The organism is Heyndrickxia shackletonii, from assembly GCF_001420715.1.
GTDB lineage: Bacteria > Bacillota > Bacilli > Bacillales > Bacillaceae_C > Margalitia > Margalitia shackletonii.
On the sequence record NZ_LJJC01000004.1, the window covers coordinates 2829582 to 2850595 of the forward strand.

Genomic DNA, 21014 nt, shown 5'->3' on the forward strand with positions numbered 1-21014 from the left:
CCGTCTAATTCATACTCAATTCTACTCCACCATAAGCTGGAACTCCAACCTATTAAGGAGGGATTTAGCATGAAAGCCGCTGCAATTTCTACTTCTGGTCCTCCAAATGTTTTGCAAGTAATGGAATTTGAAAATCCTCATGCTGGTGCAGGGCAAGTTCGGGTTCGCGTTAAGACTGCTGGAATTCAGCCGTTCGACTTGGCAGTGCGTAGTAGTGGCTGGGCACCACCCGGTTTAGAGGTGCGGTATCCACAGATTCTTGGGAACGAGTTTGCAGGAATTATTGATCAAGTGGGCGATGAAGTCACAAACTTCTCTGTCGGCAATGAAGTACTTGGATGGGATTTACTGACCTGTTATGCAGAATATGTGGTGGTTAGTGTTGATCAGATTGTGCATAAGCCAAAGAATATGCCTTGGGAGGAGGCTGGTGCAATAACTGCTTCTGGTCAAACCGCTCACACTGCGCTACAAGAACTTCGCGTGGGCAAAGGAGACACCATACTGATTCATGCGGCAGCTGGTGGAGTTGGGACATTCGCAGTACAACTGGCTCAGGCATGGGGAGCAACTGTCATCGGCACCGCAAGTGAACGCAACCACGATTACCTTCGATCACTCGGTGCAATTCCTGTTACTTATGGAGACGGTCTTGCCGACAGAGTCCGCGCTCTAGCACCAGATGGCGTGGATGTAGCCTTCGATGCCGCCGGAGACGATGCTCTACGCGCATCGTTAGAACTTGTCGAAAACAAAAACCGAATCGGCACAATTGTTGCGTTCGACCTTGCAGAGGAACTTAGTGTTCGAACTATACGCAGCCAGAGATCCGTGGCTCGTCTTGCTGAATTAGTAGAACTATACTCCCAAGGGAAATTGCAGATCTATATCAGAAAGGTATTTCCGCTTCACCACGCCGCTGATGCTCATCGGGAAATGGAGAGTGGCCACGGCCGAGGAAAGGTAGTTCTTTCAATTAGCTAAAGTGTATTACGTAAATGTATTTGGAAAATTTATAAAGAGGTTTCTCCCACTATTTGGCGGCAGCCTCTTTTTATTATTTTTAGTTGTTATTACTTTTACTTCTATTTGCCCATTATCATTAATCAAATCCCGGCATATATAATAATCTTTTTTGTTTAATTCGGAATTTCCCATTATTTCATCAACTAGTAATTACTACTTTGATACTTATATAGAACAATAATTTTCTACTATATTTAACAGACGTTCTGAGCTTTCAGTTGATACATTTTCAGACAATCTTGCTCCGGCTATAATTGGAGCCCATTCGAAAACTTCATCTTTTGACAAGCCACTTTTCTCACAATAAAGACGTAAATATATATCAGCTAATTCTATTGAAAACTGTGAGTACAAAAGATATGTGCGGTATACGTCAGCACGAATATCACCTGCGCTGGAATCCACCCAATCTATAATTGTTACTTCGTTGTCTGACATGATCAAGTTGTATATATGATAATCCCCATGGCAGAGCCTTTTTTCATATGACATCGAATCCAATTTTTTAATTAACGCAGTCTTATGCTTTTTATCTAAATTAACGGCTGATGAAATTTGACGTTTTAATTTATTAGACATGGACTCAAGTTGAGTAGCGGGTATCTTATGGATTTTTTGTTGTACATCTACAGAAATACTCATAAAATAATCAGCTTGTTCCTTATTTTCAGATAAGATATCACCAATAGTCCTGCCTTTAATATATTCCATAATAATAGCTTGTTTACCATCAATTTTCGTGACATCCAGTACTTTAGGTACAGATAACCCACACGAATAAGCAAACTTTTGCTTGTTTGCTTCATACGTTGATTCTGTATCGGGCAAATGGTCATTAAAAACTTTAATAATCTTGTTTTCTATTAAGTAGATTTTTGCAGTATTTCCCTCTGCTATCAAGGTACCTAAATTCATTGATAACTCCTCCTTTGCCCTTTTAGTGAAAAGAACGATTGAATTCTACAAACATATAAAATGACATAGTCACCCGCGAATTCTTAACCTTTTTGCCGAGACGACTTTCTACTTTGGACCAAATGATAACACCTAACACCAATCACAGCCCCCAAAGTGTACCTCGATATTCAAAGTATTTCATTATAATTTTAAAATTTATTAAAGCAGGAATCTATCATAAAAAGCCGAATATCTTATATTAGAACTTTAAAAGGAAGCGGTTGTAATGATAATCAAAAGAAACTACGGGTGTATACGTCTATAATTTAAAGTAAAGGGGATATTTAATGAATCAAGCATTATTAATTATTGATGCCCAACAAGAGTTAATTGAGGGTAACGATCGTGAGCCAAGTGTTTATAACAAAGCGGAACTACTTCATAATATCAATTCAGTTGTTGAAAGGACTGTAAAACAAGGATATCCAATTGTATTCATAAGAGACCTAGATGTTGCTGATGGTAAGGGCAAAGGTTTTGAAGTTCATCAAGAAATTAATATACCTCCGGGTGCAACTATTTTTGATAAAAAGGCAACGAGTTCATTCTATGCTACACCATTGTTAGATTTTCTTAAGGAAAACCAAATCGAACATTTAATTGTGATGGGATGCAAAACAGAACATTGTATTGATACAGCAGTAAGAGTAGCAACCGTAAAAGGGTTTGATGTTACGCTCGTAGAAGATGGACATTCAACTACTGATAGCAAAACATTATCTGCTAAACAAATTATCAACCATCATAACGCAATCCTGCATGGTCATTATAATGTTGACCATTTCTCTATGGTGAGGAAGGCAGAAGAGGATCTGTTTGACCCGCAACATAATTCTTACAGATAGAATTAGGCGGTAACCTTCTTTAAATATCTTAGAAGAATTAATGTGACCGGAAAGGAATTATTCCTTCCGGTTTTTAGTCCCTAAGGTTATATCCACCATCAACGTTATATAGCCTAGCTTTTAATAACAAGATTCATATATTAATTGTTATCATGTCCACAATCTTTTAACTTCCACCAATTCCTGTCCATTGAATTCCATTCTGTATATATCTGGTTTGGAAGTATTAAGTAAAAATTTCAAATCGTACTGACTGTCATAATACCCCATCATTAAAGTCATAATCGCTCCATGAGTACCTAATACTATTTTCTTCCCTTGATAAGTTTGTAATAATTCTTGTATAACTTTTATCGCTCGGTTCTGACATTCTGCATTGGATTCTCCACCGGCCAAAGCAAAATTCGGGTCTGAAAATGACTTATGTAATAAAGGAAATAAATCCTGATCAGAAATTCGCTTATCATTTCCTGAAAAATTTTGCTCTCTAAGATCTTCAAATATACGAATTTCTTTCCCTGTTCTGTTTGCCAATTCCTGAATCGTTAAGATAGATCGATTATAAGGACTCGATACAAAAACGTCGATTCCTTCCTCTAATAATAAATCAGTTATGCGCAGAGCATCTGATTTCCCTTTTTCCGTCAAACCTCTTGTTCTTTCCATTCCGTCTTTTGGTGATTCTCCATGTCTTACCATATATATGAATGTTTTCATCGTATACTTCCCTTACAGTTAATCTAACTCCACTACTTTGATAAAAAAATTTAAACAGCACCCACTATTAAGATATTAAATATATCCCGCCATTCGAATAACCTTTCCATCCATTTCAGACTGAATCACACGCATTCCATTTTTCGAATAGAAAGCTAATGCATGTTCATTAGTCGTAGAGACTCTCAGGTGGTACTCGTTAACATTATTGCCTTTAAAAAAATTAATGGCATAATGGTGTAATTGTGCTCCTAATCCCACCCCTCTTTTTTCCGGAATAAGATAATAAAGATTTACGTATCCAATTTCTTTTCCTTCATAAATCTTAATTGTTAGTTCGAGCTGCCCGATTGGCTGTTCATTTTCTACTGCTAGCACAAACCCCTTAGGATTTTTTGCTATCTGCTTTTTTAACCAATCAAGATACTCGGTTTCATCACCGAAATCTTTATCTGAACCAAAACTAACAATAAATGAATCTTTTCGAAAAGGGACCACATATTTTTGATGTTTATTTACATCGATTGGTATGAACTTCATTTTTTCATCGCCTTTTTAAAAGATAATAAGTATGTATTCGCTACAAGAAAATAATTTCCTTCAATTGACAACTAAAAAAATGCGCTCCCATAAAAACAGAAACGCAATATCTTATATGAACAACACCAAGGAAAAAGTCACTCTTTATAGAAAGTCGGTGCAACGTCTACCCTCTTTAACCACAAGTGTTCTGGGCTGCTAATTCCATCTTTGATCCATACATCTCCCTGTTTTGACTTTTCAGTCTTTCTGTACCAAGTAATTTTTGAATCGATAACTTGTGGGAAATCATCGATTCTATTATGATTCGGGAAGGTAATCTGCTTTTGTTCCCCTGATTTGATGTTAATAACGTATAGGGAAGTAAACATAGTGGGAACCGGTCCTTCTTTCCATTCCTTATTTTCTTTAGCCCGTGCCACTATAACCTTATCTAGTGAGAGCCATTCTAAATCCAGGTCAACATATCCTTTAGGCGTGTATTCTTTCCTTTCATGTATGGTAGGAATATCTGTTATCGTCGTATTTTTATTTTCTACAAAAAATCTTCCTTCGCCAGATATAAAAGCTAATTGATTTTTGGTAGGAGCCCATTTTATCCAATTTTCATACCAAAGCATCTTTCCAATAACCTGAAAATGATCTCCTTTTGATGAAAGTACACATAGTGTATTGCTGTCATTGGACCAGGATGCAGTAGGCATTGCAAGAAAACTAACCCACTTCCCATCAGTACTCCACTTAAAATAATCTGCAGAAATAGCAAAAAGGTCATCTGGATCTGTTTGAATCGTATAAAAAGGCTTGATTTTATTCTTATTAAGATTGGCATCTACAGAAACTTTAAAAAGACGAACTGGTTCCCATCCAGTAGGCAGTAAATTGGATTGTGAGGAAACGATGAAATTTTTACCGTCAGGAAACCATTCAAAATCACTAGTACCTAAAGACACGTTCTCAAAACCTTCTGGGCGTCCATTCTTCGTTTTTGTAATGTTTAATACGCCACCTGCATTATAGGCTAATTGATTGGAAACTGGTGACCATTTAAAATTGCTTGTCTGGATTGTTTTATATGGCTGATAATTTTCTTTTTTCCTTGTGTCATATACATACAAATAAGTTTTTTCTCCAAGCTCGTCTCCAGCTAAATAAGCGATAAATCGACCATCGTTTGACCATTTAGGTGAGGAAACATTCAAGCCTTTAGTAAGTTGCCTTTCTCTGTCGTTTTCTTTTATCCAAAGCTGATGATCTCTTATAAAAGCCGCTTTAAGTGGAGCTTCAGCATAGGTATTAAATGTAAAACTAAAAATGATAATCATAAGTAAAAATAAAATTCTTATTGCCATTATCATCCCTCCTTGCAGGTAGGATGTCCTTTATAATGGCAAAAATCCATAAAAACCTTTGCTGATGAAAAGTCTCTAGCTGTAACTACCAATAATTAACTAATTCACTATGAAATATGTGCTTTTCTACTTTCTTTACACACTAATGACATTAGAGAGCGATGTAATGGAGGAAAAATTGTAAAGATAACATCAATGGTTTTTCGCATTGGCATCGGACAGATTATTGGTTTATTTTTATGAACGCCGTCTAATGTAATTTTGGCTAGTTTTTGAGATGACATCATTTTTTGTTTGGTCAATTGTTGTGTGATTACTGATTTATTCATATTTATTGCCTTTGCGTTTTCAAAAATAGAAGTATCAACGAAGGAAGGACAAAGCGTGCTGACTTTCACTCCAAATTCTTTTGCTTCATAATGGAGGGACGTTGTAAGTCCGACAACAGCGTGTTTGGTTGCGGAATATGCTGAACATATTGGAGAAGGTCCCATCCCAGCTGCTGATGATGTATTGACGATATGTCCGAATCCTTGCTCTTTTCTATTCCCTTCCATGTTAAACCCCTCCACTGAAAATTTCGGAGTATCATTTGTTGATTATAATAACTGCTCTATCATATTCGAGTATTCATCAGCAACCATCTCAGCACCACGACTGTTTAAATGAATTCCGTCTAATGTCAAATAAAGCCCACGTGACTTTGATAATCGATTAATCCGTTTTGGATTCTTGTAAAAGAGAACATCCTTCATGACTCGAAAAATACTAGTGCTTAAATAATCCGAACTATTGACGTTCACTAAATAATTCTCAAATACAGATTGCATATTTAAAAATGTAGCATTCGAATATTTTTGCGAAATTGACTGTATGATGGCAGATAACTCCCTTAGTCCCTCATTCGCTTCATTCCTAACATTCTCACCAACCACTGCAGGTGATACTGTCACAACCTGTTTTGTTGAGACTGTAATCATTTCCATCACTTCAGTGAAAATCGACTGAAACTCATTGTAATCGCATGTCACCGGCTGCGCTTGTACCTTTAGCATTTTAGAATAAACATCATTAACCCCGATCCAAAGAAAAATAAGTTCATAATCTGTTTCCAATACTGTTTTCGTTAATCTGGTATGCAAACTTTTAATAGTCTCACCTGGTTTACCAAGATTAACAAACGTTATCTTTGGGTATCTTTCTCTTAAAAAGTTAATGAAAGAAACGCCAGGTCGTCCTTCCGTTAAACTATCTCCGACTAATCCAATTTTCACAGTTATTTCCCCCTTTTTTTAATTGAACCTAAAAAGATAGTAATGGCTTGATTAAAGAGAGGCTCGAGTTTGCTTAAATCCTCTGTGTTCGTGAGCTGACATAAACCTCCCAACCATGTCCCAAGTAATACAGTCCACTCCTCTATGTTTCCGGTAATAAACTCTCCATTATTGATCCCTTCCTGCAAAATGGCACGATATGAACTCATTGGCACTATAGCTAGGTTAAATAGTTCTTTTATAGATTCTGCGCTGGAATTAGGATTGGCTGCTAACTCTTGACCGGATTTTAATAAAGGAGTTTGGTAGTTATAAAGAACATGCATCGCTATACCGTACAATTTCTCAGTCGCCGAAGTGTAAGAGGTTGCTTTTTTCATCCACTTTTCATACCAATCTTGCATTGTTTTGTTTGCCAGTAACACAAAAAGCTTTTCCTTGTTTTGAAAATGATAATATATATGTCCCTTACTATATCCGGAAGCTTTTGAAATATCTGCAACAGATGTTTGGTTATAACCTTTTTTGGCAAACAACAAAGAGGCCTCTTTCAAAATTTCCCTTTTTGCATTTTCACTGTCATATCGTCTTTTATTCAACTAAATACTCCTTTCTTAAAATTGAACGTTCGTTCTAATTTTATTATACGAAATTTTCATAATAATTTGATGGATAATTAGCATCATTCATCAAATTGTCATTTTTTTACTATTAATATATCGAACCAATTTAAATACTTTAGTAATGAATACGTACATGTATTCCACTATCCTTATATTGATAAACTGTTAATTGGGGAATTGTTGTTGCCAATATTTAAAAGGGGCTTAGCAAGAACGGAGTTGAGTTATGATGATGAAGTGGTACTTCATTGGGCATTAAATTCATTGTACATATTGACCATAGGATGATTTACAATAGCGGCGAAGGAGCTATTTCGCAACAAAAAACTATCCCAAAAAAATAGTATATAGTACACCAATGTATTTATTCTTATTTACATGTTTTTGATCAAAGAAACCATACTCTTTAGGATGGTTCTTTGACCAATAAAGTTTTGACTTCTATAAATTAAATTTTTCCTTAATCATTTTTGCCACTTCTTCTGCACTCAAGTTAGTATTGTTAATTTTTATATATTCTTTTCTTTTTATTTCTCCATCTAGTGAATTCAATCTGTATTTTTCCATCGATTTTTTCATATCATTTTCAGACCATGCAATATTTCTTTTTGTTGGTTTATGTTCCAGTCTGTTAGGAGTTTTATTTCTTTCTAGCCTTTCATCAATATCTGCCTCAAGCTCTACAAAGTAAACGGTTCCTCCTCTTGATTCAAAAATGTGACAAACTTTATCAATGTAGTCCCAATCAGCTTGAGAATTAAATGCCCAAACATATGTAAAAATCAATCCATCCAAATCACTTTTTGCAACTGACTCAAATAATTCCATTCGAAATAAATGGACTAATCTTTTTCCCTCTTTTGTACTGTAATCAAAAAAAGGATTCACCAAATCAATCGTCATGTGATTATGAAAAAGCTTTAAACCTGTTATTTTAGCTAGTTCCTGGCCAACCGTCATTTTTCCTACGGCTTGCGGACCAAATATCAACACAAATTTCATATTTTTCTCCTCATAAATTATCTTTTTTAGGATAATTCTCTTTAACTCGAAAAAGTCCTCCTTCTGAAGAAATGCTTTGTATAGTGTTTTTTACTTGACGGAAGATAATAATAGAAGTAAAATTACTAACATAATGTAACTTACTAACTATTTTAAACTGAATTTCGATTATGTAGAGCAAAATAATTTTATCTATATATCATCATCAGGAGGATTAAAATGAATTTTCATCGTGAACCTAATACATTTGTAGAACAAGTGAATTTAAAGGTACAAAATATAGAACGATCATTAGCATTTTACAAAGACATAATCGGCTTTAAAGTATTAGATCAAACAGCGACAACCGCAAAATTAAGTGCGGATGGAAAAACAGTGTTAATTTCACTTGAACAGCCTGAAAATGTGATACCAAAACAGCCGCGAACAACAGGCTTATACCATTTTGCTCTTTTATTACCTACACGCGCAGACTTAGGAAAAATTTTATTACACTTTATTCAAATAGGCTATCCATTACAAGGGGCATCTGACCATCTGGTAAGTGAAGCTCTATATTTAGCTGACCCGGATGGAAATGGAATTGAAATTTATACAGACCGGCCTTCATCCACATGGGATTGGAAAAATAACGAAGTAATCATGTCAACAGAGCCATTGGATGCACAAAGTCTGTTAGAAGAGGCGCAAGGGCAATCATGGAAAGCGTTACCGTCCGGCACCGTTATGGGACATATTCATTTGCATGTATCAGAATTAAAAAAGACAGAAGAATTTTATACGAAGGGACTCGGATTTGCTGTAGTCTCTCGATATGGAAATCAGGCGCTCTTTATTTCTACAGGGAAATATCATCATCATATTGGATTAAATACATGGAATGGTATTGGTGCACCCGAACCTCTCGCCAATAGTGTCGGACTTGTCTCTTATACACTAAAGTTTCCGGATGAGGGTACTAGAAAAAATATTATTCATCAGCTGAAGAATATCGGCGCCATCGTAACAGAAGAGAATGGTTACTTTGTTACTATAGATCCTTCCGGAAATCGAATTCTATTACAAATTTAATTAAAAGCATCCAATTGGAAAACTTCCCGATTGGATGCTTTTTGCATCATCTGGAGATTCACTTCCAATTCCAGGATTTCAAACGCCCATAGGAATTACAACTGCATTACATGCCTTTTCATAAAACTCAAGAGGCCCAGCTTCCCCTATTACTGCATATTCATATCCAATGTCTTTCATCTCTTTTAGGCAGCAATGCAGCAACATATATCCAATTCCTTGCGTGCGGTTTGAAATAGCTGTTCCCATTGGACCGAACAAGCCTTTCTTTCTCCGGACTACATCAAAGCAGGCAAAACCAAGAATTTTTCCGTTTTGAATTGCGACATAAATAGGAATGTTTTCTTCTTGAAGTCCATTTTCAACCGAATCCAACCAACCATTTCCAAACTCCGCTTCTACAAAATCTTTTAATGCATTTGCATCTTCTATTACAGCTTTTCTAATAATTAGATCAGTTGACGTTAAATCTGGAATGGAATAGTCTTTTAAGGAAACAATCATATCTCTTGGGGATGACAAGATTTCTACAATCGGAGAAACTACCACGCCTTCTAACATGGCTTTGGTCATCTCATCATTTACATCAAAAATTGCTTTTATCAATAAACCCTCATTAATATAAACTTGTTTGAATCGCTTCATTCTGTTGCATGCATTCTCTAATACCTGAAAGGTTGTATGGGTGACTTTCATATTAAAAAATTCAGTTTGAATGCCTTGCTCTTGATTATTGAAGTTTATTTTTTGCATACGTTCTTTTAAAGTATCATAAAGCTTTGGGTAATGAAGAAAAAGCTCTGCACATCCCCCTGTTCTTTCTCTCAAAATCCCAAGTATCAAATGAATTGGATACACAATATTAGTAGATTTGTGTGCTTCCATTTCAGCATTTTTAAATATTCTTAAAGTACGTTCTGAAAATTTCATTTGGTTTACATCCGCTTCACAGCTCACCAACTAAGTATCACCCCTAAACGATTTTGTCTGCATAATTGTTCGGTTTCAATTCGTTGAAATACTTACTGTGCCTCAGCTAACCTCTTGAGTGCAAATAATATTGAATGCTCATCATCATCGTAATCTTTCTCTTCGTCCTCTTCTTGTCTATTATCATCTTGTTCAATAGTAAGATATGTGGCATCCCCTTTTACGTGTAAGATGTAACTCATAACGAAATAATTTTCCGGCTTGTCCTCCAAACCACTAATGGGACATTCTTACGGATGATTATGATATAAAACTATTTTATAGTCATTTTTAATCTTTTGAACAAATGAGAACCAATCATAAAAGGAACTGCCAATTCCTGTTTCTATTATAAGAAATTGCTCACCTTTACCAACTACACGATACTCCAATTCAGTTCCATCCAAATAATAATCCCCCAATAAAATAAATTCTAAAGATATTTTTCAAATACAACTATTCTATTAATGGAACATAAAACCCTTCAAAAATGTAAAAAATATGTAATATTATTTAACAAAAAAAGCGCAAACCCTAATTAGAATTTGCGTAATTAATGCACTTCTTATTTTATATTAATAACGTTTTACTTCATTCTTTCAAACACTTTGGCTATTTAACTTTTCCAGTTCTTCTTCTATTCTTGTGAGGTCTATTCTTTCAAATAATGGTTCCACATTTGATAATTGCAAAGAATTAACATAAAATGCTTTCCATTCTGTTTCCGTTGTTTTTAACATTTCTTTTACCTTAGAGCTCGAAAAAGGAAGGAATGGCATCAAGATATATGCTAAATTAGCTATTAAATAAACACAATCAGCAATAGTTTGTTTACAAGACTCGATATCTTCCTTTATCTCTATCCAAGGCTGCCTTTCATCAAAGTACTTATTTGAATATCTGACAAGTTCGAATGCTTTTTCCAGTGCTCTTTTGAAAGCAGTATTTTCTATACAATTTCCTACTTCCCTGTATAAATCATTTATTTTCTTCTCAATAGCAGGGGTAATGATTTTGTTAGGAATGACTCCATCAAACGATTTTTGTATAAATTTCAATGTCCGATTTACGAAGTTTCCGTACCCGCCTAATAATTCACTATTATGACTATAAATGAAATCTCTCCAAGAAAAATCAGCATCTCTGCTCTCTGGAGAATTTATCGTAAGGAAATAGCGTATGGAATCTGGATCATATTTTTCTAATATATCCGGAACCCAGACCGCCCAGTTTTTACTGGTGGACAATTTCTTCTTTTCTAAAGTTAAATATTCATTCGAAACGATATGTGTTGGTAATCGTTCCTTCCCGAAACCGGCGAGGATTCCTGGCCAAATGATCGAATGAAACGGAATATTATCCTTCCCATGAACATAATAAGATTTTGCCGAGGAGTTCCAAAAGATGGAATCATCATTATTTGTTTCTTTCGCCCAAAGCTTACTTGCTGAGTAATAACCTGATACAGCTTCTATCCATACATAAATTTTCTTTTCCTCATAACCTTCGATTGGAACACTTACCCCAATAGGCAAATCTCTTGAGACTGCCCTGTCCTGTAGTCCTTCCTTTAAATAACGTTTTGTTAAAGAAACAGCATTTTCTCTCCAAAGCTTTTTATTTTCAGCGTCATGTACATAGTTCTCCAAAAAAACCTGAAAAGAGCTTAGTGCAAAGTAAAAATGCTCGGTGAATTTTGTCGTCGGAGGATGACCACAAATTTTACACTTTCGTTCAAGCAACTCAAGCGGTTCTAAAATAGCCGAACAATGATCACATTGATCTCCTCGCGCAGTCTCTTTGCAAGAGGGGCAAAGTCCTTCTACAAATCGATCAGGCAAGAACTGCTCACAATGTTCGCAATAAGTTTGTTCCACTTCTTTTTTGTAAATTAACCCTTTATCGAGTAGATCTAAAAAAATCTCTTGTACGACTTTATGATGATGCTGTGTATCTGTTCTTGTGTAAATATCGTATGAAAATCCTAATCTTGAAAAACAATCTTCAAATTCCTGATGATACCGGTCAGCAATCTCTTTCGGTGAAATTCCTTCCTGCTTTGCCCTAATGGTAATAGGTGTTCCATTACAATCACTGCCGGAAATATATAATACTTTTTCTCCTTTTAAACGATAATATCTTGCTAAAATATCACCCGGAAGCAAGCTTGAAATATGACCTAAATGTAGGGAGCCATTTGCATAAGCCCACGCTCCACCGATAAAAACACTCATTTTAATTACCTCCTATATCCTTTTTTCCTCTTCTTCCTGGGTTTTGGGCACCTATCTTGCCTTTTGGTGACCATTTTTCCTACCTTCCCTGTGTTTTAGGCACCTAAATCCCCTATTGAGTATTGATATTTGAAAACAAAAAACCCCGCCCTCAACTAAAAATAGTTAAGGACGAGGTTTGAATACCCACGTGATACCACCTTATTTCACAAATAGTTCACACTATTTGCCTCAGCAAGTACGGAGTAAAACTTTTACTCTTATACTGTGACGTTGATAACGAGAGTCAAAACTCGTCGCAGCCTACTAATACGAAAAGTATGTTCAGTACGAAGCTCAGAGACCATTTTTCAAATGTTTATTTTTGCTTCTTTTCAGCTACCGAAGCTCTCTTTTGAAAAACAAAATCATTTTACTTTTTCTCTTCATTGCCTTTATTTTTTTATTAATCATAATTTATAAAATAAATATTCCAATGTCAATATAAAAAAAATAAATACATTTAATTTTACTGTTCGGGATATGCTTCTTTTATAAATTGAATGGAGTGCTTAATTAATGAAATTAGTACTTCAATATTTATATCTGCTACTTTATTAATATAAACACATGCTTTCCCAGTTGTATGTTTTCCAAAATCCTTTAATAACTCTTTTTGAGGACCATCTTCACATGGAGATAAATATAGACTTATTTTCGATTTTCGGGGTGAAAATCCGACAAGCGGTGCATCACCTTCATGGCCGGATTTATATTTATAATGATAAGAACCAAAACCAATGATGCTCGTTCCCCACATTTTCGCCTGATGACCAGTTGCCTCGGTAAAAATATCTAATAATGTATAAGCATCTTCCTTTTTTTTAGGTGTTTCAATTTTTTCAATAAAATCAATAACATTATGATCGGTTTCTTTTGTTTTTAATTCATACATAATTTTTGACTCTCCATTTTTTATATTTTATTGGAACACGACTTTTTCAAATAATACTAAAAAACGATCCTTTTCTTATTACTTCTATTTTAAACAGTAAATTAATAGGGCATTCAATCATGCTAGAACTATTAACAATCCATTTAATTTGAGTTAACGATTTTCCACACACCACACGAACAATTGGTTTACTAATTGAACCCCCATCGTAACCGTTTGTTTATGGGTAAATCTATTTCTACTTCCGAATATCAGTTTTTTTTACTGGGAATCTTAACACCGTTTTCAACTTTGCCGGTTCAGTCTTACGAGGATCTGACAAATAAATTTCCCGATGAATTTTGCTTGAACGAATATAACCATGTTCTAAACAAAACGCTTCCATTCGTGTAAAGCTTTCTGGTTCATCGTCAAAGCTTCCAATATGCATCATTTGACAACTCAATCCCTCTTCGGCATGTTCAAACCGAATTTTCTTTAGGAATGGGCTTGGCCTTTTCCTTTTCGACTGTTCCAAAAATCGTTCAAAATGTTCTTCAGTCAAAAAATCTGGTTGGCGTATCATAATCGTGTACTTAAAATTGCTTTTGTCTGTCGCGGGCTTTGATCAATCAAGTCCCATAAGCCCTCGAGTGGAAAAACCGTATATTTATAGTATCCAGCTGGTACATTTTCACTTTTGTATGACATTCTCACCGCATAACTCATACTGTACAACGCTTCTGTTGCCATGGCGAATTCTTCCCCGTTAGGGTCCCCAGAACCATTGACCATAAAAAATGACATCCTCGGTACTACTACAATTTCCGGCGACATTTTAGGCATATAGAGTTGCTTATAATCTTTTTTATAATCTACCTTTTTGTCCAAATAATAACATCTCCCTTTTATTGAATAACCCACTTTGACACAACGAGTGTGTTTATTAACCTATTTTCACTTTATAATATACTCCTGCCGAACAGATTCAACCTTAATTTGTTACTACTCATTACTTCCTGTATGTATATCAATAAAAGCTGATTCGAGCAATAGATGAAATTCAAGAGACTCCAATATCAATAACAAGGTTTAACATAGTTTCTCAATTATATTTTATAACATTTCAAACACTAAATGGAAAATTTATAATATTTATTAAACTCAAAAATATTTTGTAGTCATAAATTTTTGTTTATAATTGATTATTATTGAAATAGCATATTATACTTTTTTGTATAGATAATCAGGTTGCTATTGAAGGATGTGTAACCATTGTCAAATGAATCTATAAATCACTTAAAACCAGATTGTGAAAATTGCTTTGGTTTGTGTTGTGTCGCATTACCATATGCGAAATCTGCAGATTTTGCTTTCGATAAAGATAGCGGAACTCCATGCAGAAACTTAAAGCCAAATTTCCAATGCAGTATCCATAAAGATCTTAGAAATAAAGGGTTTCGAGGATGTGCTGCTTATGAATGCTTTGGTGCTGGGCAAAAAGTTTCTCAAGTAATCTATGAAGGAAATGATTGGCGGAATGATGCAGAACAAGCTATGGAAATGTTTAATGTGTTTCCTATAGTACAGCAGCTTCACGAGATGCTTTGGTATTTACACGAAGCTCTGAACACGGAAGCTTCCAAACCTATCCACCAACAATTGCATGTTATGTATGAGGAAACGGAACTCCTTACGAAACAAAGCCCAGAAAATATTTTAAATATTAATGTTCATGAGCATCGATCAAAGGTTAATGAATTACTTTTGCGCACAAGTGAACTGGTTAGAGCTAAAACCCTTAACAAGAAGTTTAAGAAGAAAATCCAGTATGACTTAATTGGCGCAAAACTTAAAGGTGCGGATTTAAAAGGCGCTAGTTTAAGAGGAGTGCTGTTAATTGCTGCGGATCTAAGAGATGCAGACTTAAGAATGACGGACCTAATTGGGGCAGACTTTAGAGATGCCGATTTAAGTGGTGCAAATCTTACAGGAAGTATTTTTTTGACACAGGCACAAGTGAATGCGGCGAAGGGTGATAGAAACACGAAATTACCACCATCATTAAAGAGTCCTGACCATTGGAAATGAGATATCACCAATTAAACTTATCTTAACCCCAACCTAATAAAATTGGGGTTCTTTTTCATTATACTTTATCATTCAAAAGTGTTTAATCTCGAATGCCTGCCATTAATTAAGTTAAATAACAAAATGATGACTTTCCTGATCTTCCCAAAACGTAAATAAAAGCAATTCAATTCCTGATAGATTTTCCGATAAAGGCGGCGAAACAATGAAGGTATGATGCATATGTCCAGAACCGCCTCCACTCCCCTCTTTGCCATTTGTCTTTTTAAGGAAAAGATCACTTCCAAACATTATCCAATTTATCAGCATAAAAATCTATTGCTTTCCGATACTGTAAAATATCTTTGTCCGATGTCGTATCTACCAAACATTTAAGTAATAGCTCCATAGCTGCACTATACTCGTTTAAATTATATAGAGTCATTGAGTAAAAAGCCTGAATGGCCATATTATTTGGGAATAATTTTATCCCTTTTAAAAATGTTTCTTGAGATTTTTCATATTCTCCTAGTGTTCTATATGTACTTCCTAAGCCCAATAAGGCACCTTCTAATTCTTTCCCTGACAATCCTAACCTAATCGCTTTTTCATAATAAGGGACAGCTCTTGATTCCTCTCCTAAAACATCAAAACTCCAAGCACATTGATAATTAATGAATGCATCATTTGGATCATTTTCAACCAGCTCTATTAATAGTTTGTTCGATTCTTGATAATCATCATTATTTCGCAGCTCTATTGCTTTTTCTAATTCTTTTTTCAACTTGATCCTCTCCAACTTATATGATTACAAAATATAGATTCCTAGCGATCTAGGATTTTCCCTTTAATTTATAAAATTATGGTTACAAGAATTTATTAAACATAATTGCCATATCTGAGGTCTGTCTTTTCCAAATCATATGGTCACTCCCCGTACCCCAGTAATCTCTCAGTAAATAATCCGGTTCTCCAAATTTCTTTTTCCATATTTTCTGTGCATTAGAATACCCGCTGTCCAAACAGAATTTCGTGATTCCCCTGCTTTGGAGAGTAATAAAGATTACATTTAAGAGAAGTGTTCCAATCCCCTTCCTTTGGTGATCAGGATGAACAAATAGAGTGCCAATCTCGACGACATCTTTTAATTCACCATTTGAGCAAATATTGATAAGCTCACTCGAAGCACCATATTCAATAGTACCGACAATTTTATTTTCTCTTGTATCTACAGCAATCCAAAAGAAACGCTCTTCCCCTTTGCTTTCTAAATCACATTCTAGTAATTTCTGCTTTTGAACAATTTCTTTTTCAATATCATCCACTAATTCAGACAATCCCTCATTAGCAAAAGTTTCGCTTATGACGTGATTGAAAAATTGGTGCAGTTCTGCTTGGTCCTCCTGTCTCGGTCTTCTGATTTCAATATTCCCCAATGTCCTTTACTCCTTTATTGATATTTTTATTCTAATAAACCACTTTAGGCAATTTGCAATTCTATTAAAATCACAAATTTGACTTACCACGAAAGACATTAAGTCTAATGAGTAATATTTCTTGTCATTCCAATTGAGAACTTCCTAAACCCCAATGATACATAATAGGGTTCCAATCCTTCTACACACATTAGCTGAGGAATAACTCGGTTTTCTTCACAATGTTGAACCAACTGATCGACTATTGCTTTACCGATTCCCTTAGACTGATATGCCGGCAGTACACAAACTCCGCATATTATTCCGGTAATCACTCCATCCGAAATCACACGTCCCATTCCGACCATTTTATCTTCATCAAATGCATATATAGTATACCAGCTTTGCTTACACATTTTTTCTAAATCGATTTCTGATAAATTTAATGAATTCCAGCCTAAAGCTTCATATAATTTAAGTAATTGTTTAAAACTCTCAGGCTGCTTAGTTGTATATATTATTGGTTTCAACACGTTTTCATCCCTTTATTTTTGTATGTATTTTGATACTAATTATTTTAGAAATAAAACTGGTAAAATCAATAAGAAGCCTTTACGATTCATAGTATATACGCTTTTAACATCATATTGGTTTCCTTTTTGCATCTCTCTGTTCCAATTTTCCTATCCATTCTCATTCAATTGTCCTATCTAATTCACTTAAAATTTGAAAACATAGGATATTCATCCTGATTATGTAAATTCTAAAGGATTATTGTACATTTACAGCAAATATTATCCTAACTTAATAAATATACTGCCTAATGAATAAAAAGATTAGATGATTAAGGGAGGATATTTACATGCATGTGGGGGAAATTATTAAAGTTTTTCGTGAAAGGAATGGAATAACTCAAGCACAACTCGGAGAAGGAATATGTACAACTACACATGTCAGTAAGATTGAAAATGGAAAAACTGCATACTCTCCGGAAATTATTACCCTTTTTTCAGAACGTTTGCAAATTGATGTCCATAAAGAAATGGAAACCTTTCAAAACATTGAAAAACAACTGCATAACTGGCACCATGCTATTATTATGAAAAGAAGAAAAGCTATAGAATCAATAAAGGAAAACCTTGATTCATCACCATATATTCATTTTTATAAATATGCATCGCTTTATCAATTAATTTTAGCTAGATACTTTCTATTTTATGAAGAGGATGAAAAGGCAGTTCAAATTTTAAACAATCTCAATAATAAACAGGATGAGCTAACCCCATTTGAAAGAAACCTGCTTTGGCATGCATTTGGTATTTATCATCTTTTTCATTCAACCGATTTTAAAAACGAAGATGTAGCACTTCAGCTTTTAAAACGTATTAATATTGAAGAATACGGGAACCAAGAATACTTTTATCATCTATCTGTTGCCTATCATTATATTGGCTCGAAAATGATGTCTTATATTTATGCGGAAAAAGCACTAAAATACTTTAAAAAAACAAACAATTACTTACATGCATTTAATGCAGAATCTATTATCTTATTGCAAATTGGCAGCGAAATTGACTTTAAAGAACTGGAAGAACGGTACCAAAACTTAATTCATGATAGTGAAGTATTTGGGGCAACGGATAAACAAGGAATGTTTCTAAGCAATCTCGGTCTAGAGTATTATAATAGAGGAGAATATGTGAAGGCCCAAAAATGTTACGATGCTGCATTAAAACTTGCCGAAAAAGCTACAATGACTTATCTTAAAAGATTATATAATTATGTTAATACTTGTGCAGAAGGTAAATTACTTCGTAAAACTATATTACTAAAGAAAGCACATGAAGGAATTTCACTCGCCAAACAGTTCAATAATCAGCTTTATATCATTTTATTTAAGCTTGTCATTCTGAACATTGACAAACAAATGGATCAATACTATACCTTTCTTGAAAAAAATGCTCTCCCCTATTTTAAAGAAAGTAACAGTACCCGTTGGATTCATTTATTTGGAAGAAAACTATATGACCATTATGTTGAAACAGAGCAACCTTTAAAAGCTTTTCATATTTCAAATATTTTCATCGCTACCAATTCATAAATACTAATTATTAAAAGCCCATGCAACCCAACCTTTATGTTTTCTATGTCGACTAACATGGGCTTTTTATTTATTAACCTTCGTTCAATGACCCTGACGCTTGCTCGGCATTGAACTTCCATTCCACTTGCAATGCATCTCCTTGGAATTGATTTTGATCCTGACCTTTATCTTTAAATTCAAACAGTACAATCATTTTATTTTTCTCGCCTGGTGCAAGCCCATCCGCTTTTGGTCCAGAAAGAGTGTCTATTTGTGTAAGATCTGGGGTTTGATTTTTTAAATCGTATAATGTTGTCTCGATAACTGGTGTACTGGCATTATTTTGGTTATAGAGGATCGTTACTTTAATATGCTTAGCCATATCTTCTGTATTTTCCTTACCATTTAATTTTGCATCGTCTACTTTGTAATCCGTGTTTAATAACACCTTTGAAATGGCAAGTGATCCATTATTAGTTAATTGAAATTCACGTTTAATTTCGTCACCGGGTTTAATATTATTCACATTCACAACGGTTGAAGGATTAACGGATAAATCTAATGTACCAGCAGCAAATGTGTTATTAGTTGCTTCCGTGTCACTAAAGTATGCATATGTACCTCCTCCTATTAATGAAAATCCCAATGCCGCTGTAATAAATCCTTTTGTTACTTTTTTGGTTAAACTCATATTTATTCCTCCTCTATTATGGTTAAATCTATTTATCTCTTAATTATCACTACAGATTTGATAAATAAGAGTAATACCTAATTTTTAAGCATTTTTCACTTCTACTTCTTTCATTGTTCTCAAGATGGACCAAACGGATGAAAGTACTAACATAACCCCAGGTATAATAAGCAGGAGTGCCGCACCTATCTTAGAAGTAGCATAGTTAATGACATATCCCATATAGGGAATGGTAAAATTAGTATATTTTCCTACGACATTTTTAGGCATTACCATATTCATGTCTGGAGCGTCATTATTATCTCCCTTTGTTTTGTACAGTGGTTGTCCATTCACTTCTTTTACCTTGATAATTCTATGGGTGATTAACTTTTCTCCATCTTTAAATGTGATGACATCTTTCTTATGATATGAACTTTTTGAATCCCCCAATTTAATAGCGATTATCGAGCCGGTTTTAAATGTAGGCTCCATTGAACCAGATAATACAACCTTGACTTGATAGCCAAAAATGGTAGGTTCACCCCCTGAAGCTCTAGAGGAGAGAACTAGGATCACCAAACAGCACATTAGAACTAAAACAATCCCGCTTATAACTCTACCTGAGATTCGAAATATCTTTTTCATATTTTTCATCATGCTCCGCCCTCACCTTCTCTTGTGAATTTTTATTTTTTTCTTCTTGCTCCAACAGTTTTAACTTCTCTATATAAAATTCAATCATTTCATCGATTTGTTGAGAACGCTCTGTTATTCTTTTCTCGTTAATAAGATCGTTCACATTTCTATATCCATCCACTACATATTTAAGGTCTGAATCATTATGAACCCGTTGATAATAACCGGCCAACTCGTTATTTATCACGAAAAATGAATTGATATATTGTTTGATCCTAATTGCTCTGTCTAACCTATCTTCAACCTCGGAAAATCCAAGTTTATTTGATGGTTGTTTCATCGTTTTAAAGTATTGATCAATACTATTTGCAATAGTGAATGCCCTCTCTTTTAAATCAATAATAGTTGCTGGAAAAACAAATGCAGAAGTCATGGATATTTTGCCAAGAAAAACTTGACTGGAAAAACTCGCCTCTGTTTTTCCTACTAATTTAGTTCCTAAGAAAAAGCAAATACAGCATAAGCAGAAAAAAATCCCCCATTTATTAATCCTTGTCATTCCCACTCTCCTTTACCAATTCATATTTGTGCTCATCGTAACTAATTTTCAGAAT

26 protein-coding genes, 1 pseudogene and 1 other annotated feature are annotated in these 21014 nt (G+C 34.6%); of the genes and pseudogenes, 5 read left to right on the forward strand and 22 right to left on the reverse strand.

Annotated features, from left to right (window positions below; translation table 11 throughout):
* Positions 1-69 precede the first annotated feature (69 nt).
* Positions 70-984: an NADP-dependent oxidoreductase gene (locus AN964_RS13480; RefSeq protein WP_055740176.1), complete on the forward strand. Its 915-nt coding sequence runs from the start codon at positions 70-72 to the stop codon at positions 982-984.
* Between the two features lie 207 nt (positions 985-1191).
* Here AN964_RS13480 and AN964_RS13485 read toward each other — a convergent pair whose 3' ends face one another.
* A complete protein-coding gene (locus AN964_RS13485) occupies positions 1192-1941 on the reverse strand; it encodes an aminoglycoside phosphotransferase family protein (RefSeq protein WP_055740177.1) in 750 nt (249 codons plus the stop codon).
* 329 nt (positions 1942-2270) lie between these two features.
* Here AN964_RS13485 and AN964_RS13490 point away from each other — a divergent pair, with 329 nt between their 5' ends.
* Positions 2271-2828 carry a cysteine hydrolase family protein gene (locus tag AN964_RS13490; protein WP_055740178.1) on the forward strand — a complete coding sequence of 186 codons (558 nt, stop codon included), beginning with the start codon at positions 2271-2273 and terminating at the stop codon, positions 2826-2828.
* A gap of 150 nt (positions 2829-2978) precedes the next feature.
* On the opposite strand, the gene AN964_RS13495 is transcribed toward AN964_RS13490, so the two are convergent.
* From AN964_RS13495 to AN964_RS13525, 7 genes and pseudogenes are all read right to left on the reverse strand, one after another.
* Positions 2979-3545: a histidine phosphatase family protein gene (locus AN964_RS13495; RefSeq protein ID WP_055740179.1), complete on the reverse strand. Its 567-nt coding sequence runs from the start codon at positions 3543-3545 to the stop codon at positions 2979-2981.
* Between the two features lie 75 nt (positions 3546-3620).
* The gene (locus AN964_RS13500) at positions 3621-4085 is read right to left on the reverse strand and encodes a GNAT family N-acetyltransferase (protein ID WP_055740180.1); all 465 of its coding nucleotides are present in this window, start codon (positions 4083-4085) and stop codon (positions 3621-3623) included.
* A gap of 137 nt (positions 4086-4222) precedes the next feature.
* Complete coding sequence (locus AN964_RS13505) at positions 4223-5437, reverse strand: translocation protein TolB (protein WP_055740181.1); 1215 nt, start codon at positions 5435-5437, stop codon at positions 4223-4225.
* Between the two features lie 107 nt (positions 5438-5544).
* Positions 5545-5979: pseudogene (locus tag AN964_RS13510) on the reverse strand (SDR family NAD(P)-dependent oxidoreductase); the annotation flags it as partial.
* A 57-nt stretch (positions 5980-6036) separates the two neighbouring features.
* Positions 6037-6711, reverse strand: coding sequence for an SGNH/GDSL hydrolase family protein (locus AN964_RS13515; RefSeq protein ID WP_055740182.1), 675 nt, complete (start codon positions 6709-6711; stop codon positions 6037-6039).
* Positions 6712-6713: 2 nt separating this feature from the next.
* On the reverse strand, positions 6714-7310 hold the full coding sequence (locus AN964_RS13520; RefSeq protein WP_055740183.1) for a TetR/AcrR family transcriptional regulator: 597 nt from the start codon (positions 7308-7310) through the stop codon (positions 6714-6716).
* A gap of 465 nt (positions 7311-7775) precedes the next feature.
* On the reverse strand, positions 7776-8336 hold the full coding sequence (locus AN964_RS13525) for an AAA family ATPase (protein ID WP_055740184.1): 561 nt from the start codon (positions 8334-8336) through the stop codon (positions 7776-7778).
* 219 nt (positions 8337-8555) lie between these two features.
* Here AN964_RS13525 and AN964_RS13530 point away from each other — a divergent pair, with 219 nt between their 5' ends.
* On the forward strand, positions 8556-9407 hold the full coding sequence (locus AN964_RS13530) for a VOC family protein (RefSeq protein ID WP_055740185.1): 852 nt from the start codon (positions 8556-8558) through the stop codon (positions 9405-9407).
* Between the two features lie 78 nt (positions 9408-9485).
* Here AN964_RS13530 and AN964_RS13535 read toward each other — a convergent pair whose 3' ends face one another.
* From AN964_RS13535 to AN964_RS27105, 7 genes are all read right to left on the reverse strand, one after another.
* A complete protein-coding gene (locus AN964_RS13535; RefSeq protein ID WP_213083980.1) occupies positions 9486-10337 on the reverse strand; it encodes a GNAT family N-acetyltransferase in 852 nt (283 codons plus the stop codon).
* 92 nt (positions 10338-10429) lie between these two features.
* Positions 10430-10579, reverse strand: coding sequence for a hypothetical protein (locus AN964_RS26410; protein ID WP_161809249.1), 150 nt, complete (start codon positions 10577-10579; stop codon positions 10430-10432).
* 48 nt (positions 10580-10627) lie between these two features.
* Entirely contained in the window at positions 10628-10783 is a 156-nt protein-coding gene (locus AN964_RS26415; RefSeq protein ID WP_161809250.1) for a hypothetical protein, read from the reverse strand.
* 192 nt (positions 10784-10975) lie between these two features.
* A complete protein-coding gene (gene metG / locus AN964_RS13540; RefSeq protein ID WP_055740187.1) occupies positions 10976-12610 on the reverse strand; it encodes a methionine--tRNA ligase in 1635 nt (544 codons plus the stop codon).
* A 164-nt stretch (positions 12611-12774) separates the two neighbouring features.
* Positions 12775-13048, reverse strand: a binding site (T-box leader).
* Positions 13049-13118: 70 nt separating this feature from the next.
* Complete coding sequence (locus AN964_RS13545) at positions 13119-13544, reverse strand: DUF1801 domain-containing protein (RefSeq protein WP_055740188.1); 426 nt, start codon at positions 13542-13544, stop codon at positions 13119-13121.
* Between the two features lie 238 nt (positions 13545-13782).
* A complete protein-coding gene (locus AN964_RS27100) occupies positions 13783-14109 on the reverse strand; it encodes a GyrI-like domain-containing protein (protein WP_235950549.1) in 327 nt (108 codons plus the stop codon).
* The gene (locus tag AN964_RS27105; protein WP_235950551.1) at positions 14106-14414 is read right to left on the reverse strand and encodes a hypothetical protein; all 309 of its coding nucleotides are present in this window, start codon (positions 14412-14414) and stop codon (positions 14106-14108) included. The genes AN964_RS27100 and AN964_RS27105 overlap by 4 nt, the downstream gene beginning before the upstream one ends.
* Before the next feature lie 384 nt (positions 14415-14798).
* Here AN964_RS27105 and AN964_RS13555 point away from each other — a divergent pair, with 384 nt between their 5' ends.
* Positions 14799-15614: a pentapeptide repeat-containing protein gene (locus tag AN964_RS13555; protein ID WP_055740189.1), complete on the forward strand. Its 816-nt coding sequence runs from the start codon at positions 14799-14801 to the stop codon at positions 15612-15614.
* Positions 15615-15725: 111 nt separating this feature from the next.
* On the opposite strand, the gene AN964_RS13560 is transcribed toward AN964_RS13555, so the two are convergent.
* The 4 genes from AN964_RS13560 to AN964_RS13575 all read right to left on the reverse strand — a co-directional run bounded on the left by AN964_RS13560 (position 15726) and on the right by AN964_RS13575 (position 17538).
* Complete coding sequence (locus AN964_RS13560; RefSeq protein ID WP_055740190.1) at positions 15726-15905, reverse strand: hypothetical protein; 180 nt, start codon at positions 15903-15905, stop codon at positions 15726-15728.
* A complete protein-coding gene (locus tag AN964_RS13565; RefSeq protein ID WP_055740191.1) occupies positions 15892-16377 on the reverse strand; it encodes a tetratricopeptide repeat protein in 486 nt (161 codons plus the stop codon). The genes AN964_RS13560 and AN964_RS13565 overlap by 14 nt, the downstream gene beginning before the upstream one ends.
* A gap of 82 nt (positions 16378-16459) precedes the next feature.
* Complete coding sequence (locus AN964_RS13570) at positions 16460-17029, reverse strand: GNAT family N-acetyltransferase (protein ID WP_055740192.1); 570 nt, start codon at positions 17027-17029, stop codon at positions 16460-16462.
* Positions 17030-17133: 104 nt separating this feature from the next.
* Positions 17134-17538 carry a GNAT family N-acetyltransferase gene (locus AN964_RS13575; RefSeq protein WP_055740193.1) on the reverse strand — a complete coding sequence of 135 codons (405 nt, stop codon included), beginning with the start codon at positions 17536-17538 and terminating at the stop codon, positions 17134-17136.
* A gap of 332 nt (positions 17539-17870) precedes the next feature.
* Here AN964_RS13575 and AN964_RS13580 point away from each other — a divergent pair, with 332 nt between their 5' ends.
* Positions 17871-19109, forward strand: coding sequence for a helix-turn-helix domain-containing protein (locus tag AN964_RS13580; protein ID WP_055740194.1), 1239 nt, complete (start codon positions 17871-17873; stop codon positions 19107-19109).
* Between the two features lie 73 nt (positions 19110-19182).
* Here AN964_RS13580 and AN964_RS13585 read toward each other — a convergent pair whose 3' ends face one another.
* The 3 genes from AN964_RS13585 to AN964_RS13595 form a co-directional block, all read right to left on the reverse strand.
* Entirely contained in the window at positions 19183-19782 is a 600-nt protein-coding gene (locus AN964_RS13585) for a TasA family protein (protein ID WP_055740195.1), read from the reverse strand.
* Positions 19783-19866: 84 nt separating this feature from the next.
* Positions 19867-20409 (reverse strand): signal peptidase I SipW, encoded by a 543-nt coding sequence (sipW, locus tag AN964_RS13590; protein WP_055741241.1) that lies wholly within the window; start codon positions 20407-20409, stop codon positions 19867-19869.
* Positions 20381-20959 carry a hypothetical protein gene (locus AN964_RS13595; protein WP_055740196.1) on the reverse strand — a complete coding sequence of 193 codons (579 nt, stop codon included), beginning with the start codon at positions 20957-20959 and terminating at the stop codon, positions 20381-20383. Before AN964_RS13595 ends, sipW begins: the two co-directional genes overlap by 29 nt.
* Positions 20960-21014 lie beyond the last annotated feature (55 nt).

Bases quoted from the DNA above. Each gene is read 5' to 3' on its own strand.
- AN964_RS13580 (WP_055740194.1), top strand. From the start codon at position 17,871: ATGCATGTGGGGGAAATTATTAAAGTTTTTCGTGAAAGGAATGGAATA.
- AN964_RS13525 (WP_055740184.1), bottom strand. From the start codon at position 8,336: ATGAAATTTGTGTTGATATTTGGTCCGCAAGCCGTAGGAAAAATGACG.
- AN964_RS13530 (WP_055740185.1), top strand. From the start codon at position 8,556: ATGAATTTTCATCGTGAACCTAATACATTTGTAGAACAAGTGAATTTA.
- AN964_RS13480 (WP_055740176.1), top strand. From the start codon at position 70: ATGAAAGCCGCTGCAATTTCTACTTCTGGTCCTCCAAATGTTTTGCAA.
- AN964_RS13485 (WP_055740177.1), bottom strand. From the start codon at position 1,941: ATGAATTTAGGTACCTTGATAGCAGAGGGAAATACTGCAAAAATCTAC.
- AN964_RS13585 (WP_055740195.1), bottom strand. From the start codon at position 19,782: ATGAGTTTAACCAAAAAAGTAACAAAAGGATTTATTACAGCGGCATTG.
- AN964_RS13500 (WP_055740180.1), bottom strand. From the start codon at position 4,085: ATGAAGTTCATACCAATCGATGTAAATAAACATCAAAAATATGTGGTC.
- AN964_RS13535 (WP_213083980.1), bottom strand. From the start codon at position 10,337: ATGAAATTTTCAGAACGTACTTTAAGAATATTTAAAAATGCTGAAATG.
- AN964_RS27100 (WP_235950549.1), bottom strand. From the start codon at position 14,109: ATGATACGCCAACCAGATTTTTTGACTGAAGAACATTTTGAACGATTT.
- AN964_RS13495 (WP_055740179.1), bottom strand. From the start codon at position 3,545: ATGAAAACATTCATATATATGGTAAGACATGGAGAATCACCAAAAGAC.
- AN964_RS13560 (WP_055740190.1), bottom strand. From the start codon at position 15,905: ATGTTTGGAAGTGATCTTTTCCTTAAAAAGACAAATGGCAAAGAGGGG.
- sipW (WP_055741241.1), bottom strand. From the start codon at position 20,409: ATGAAAAAGATATTTCGAATCTCAGGTAGAGTTATAAGCGGGATTGTT.
- AN964_RS13595 (WP_055740196.1), bottom strand. From the start codon at position 20,959: ATGACAAGGATTAATAAATGGGGGATTTTTTTCTGCTTATGCTGTATT.
- AN964_RS13490 (WP_055740178.1), top strand. From the start codon at position 2,271: ATGAATCAAGCATTATTAATTATTGATGCCCAACAAGAGTTAATTGAG.
- AN964_RS13545 (WP_055740188.1), bottom strand. From the start codon at position 13,544: ATGTATGAATTAAAAACAAAAGAAACCGATCATAATGTTATTGATTTT.
- metG (WP_055740187.1), bottom strand. From the start codon at position 12,610: ATGAGTGTTTTTATCGGTGGAGCGTGGGCTTATGCAAATGGCTCCCTA.
- AN964_RS13505 (WP_055740181.1), bottom strand. From the start codon at position 5,437: ATGGCAATAAGAATTTTATTTTTACTTATGATTATCATTTTTAGTTTT.
- AN964_RS26410 (WP_161809249.1), bottom strand. From the start codon at position 10,579: ATGAGTTACATCTTACACGTAAAAGGGGATGCCACATATCTTACTATT.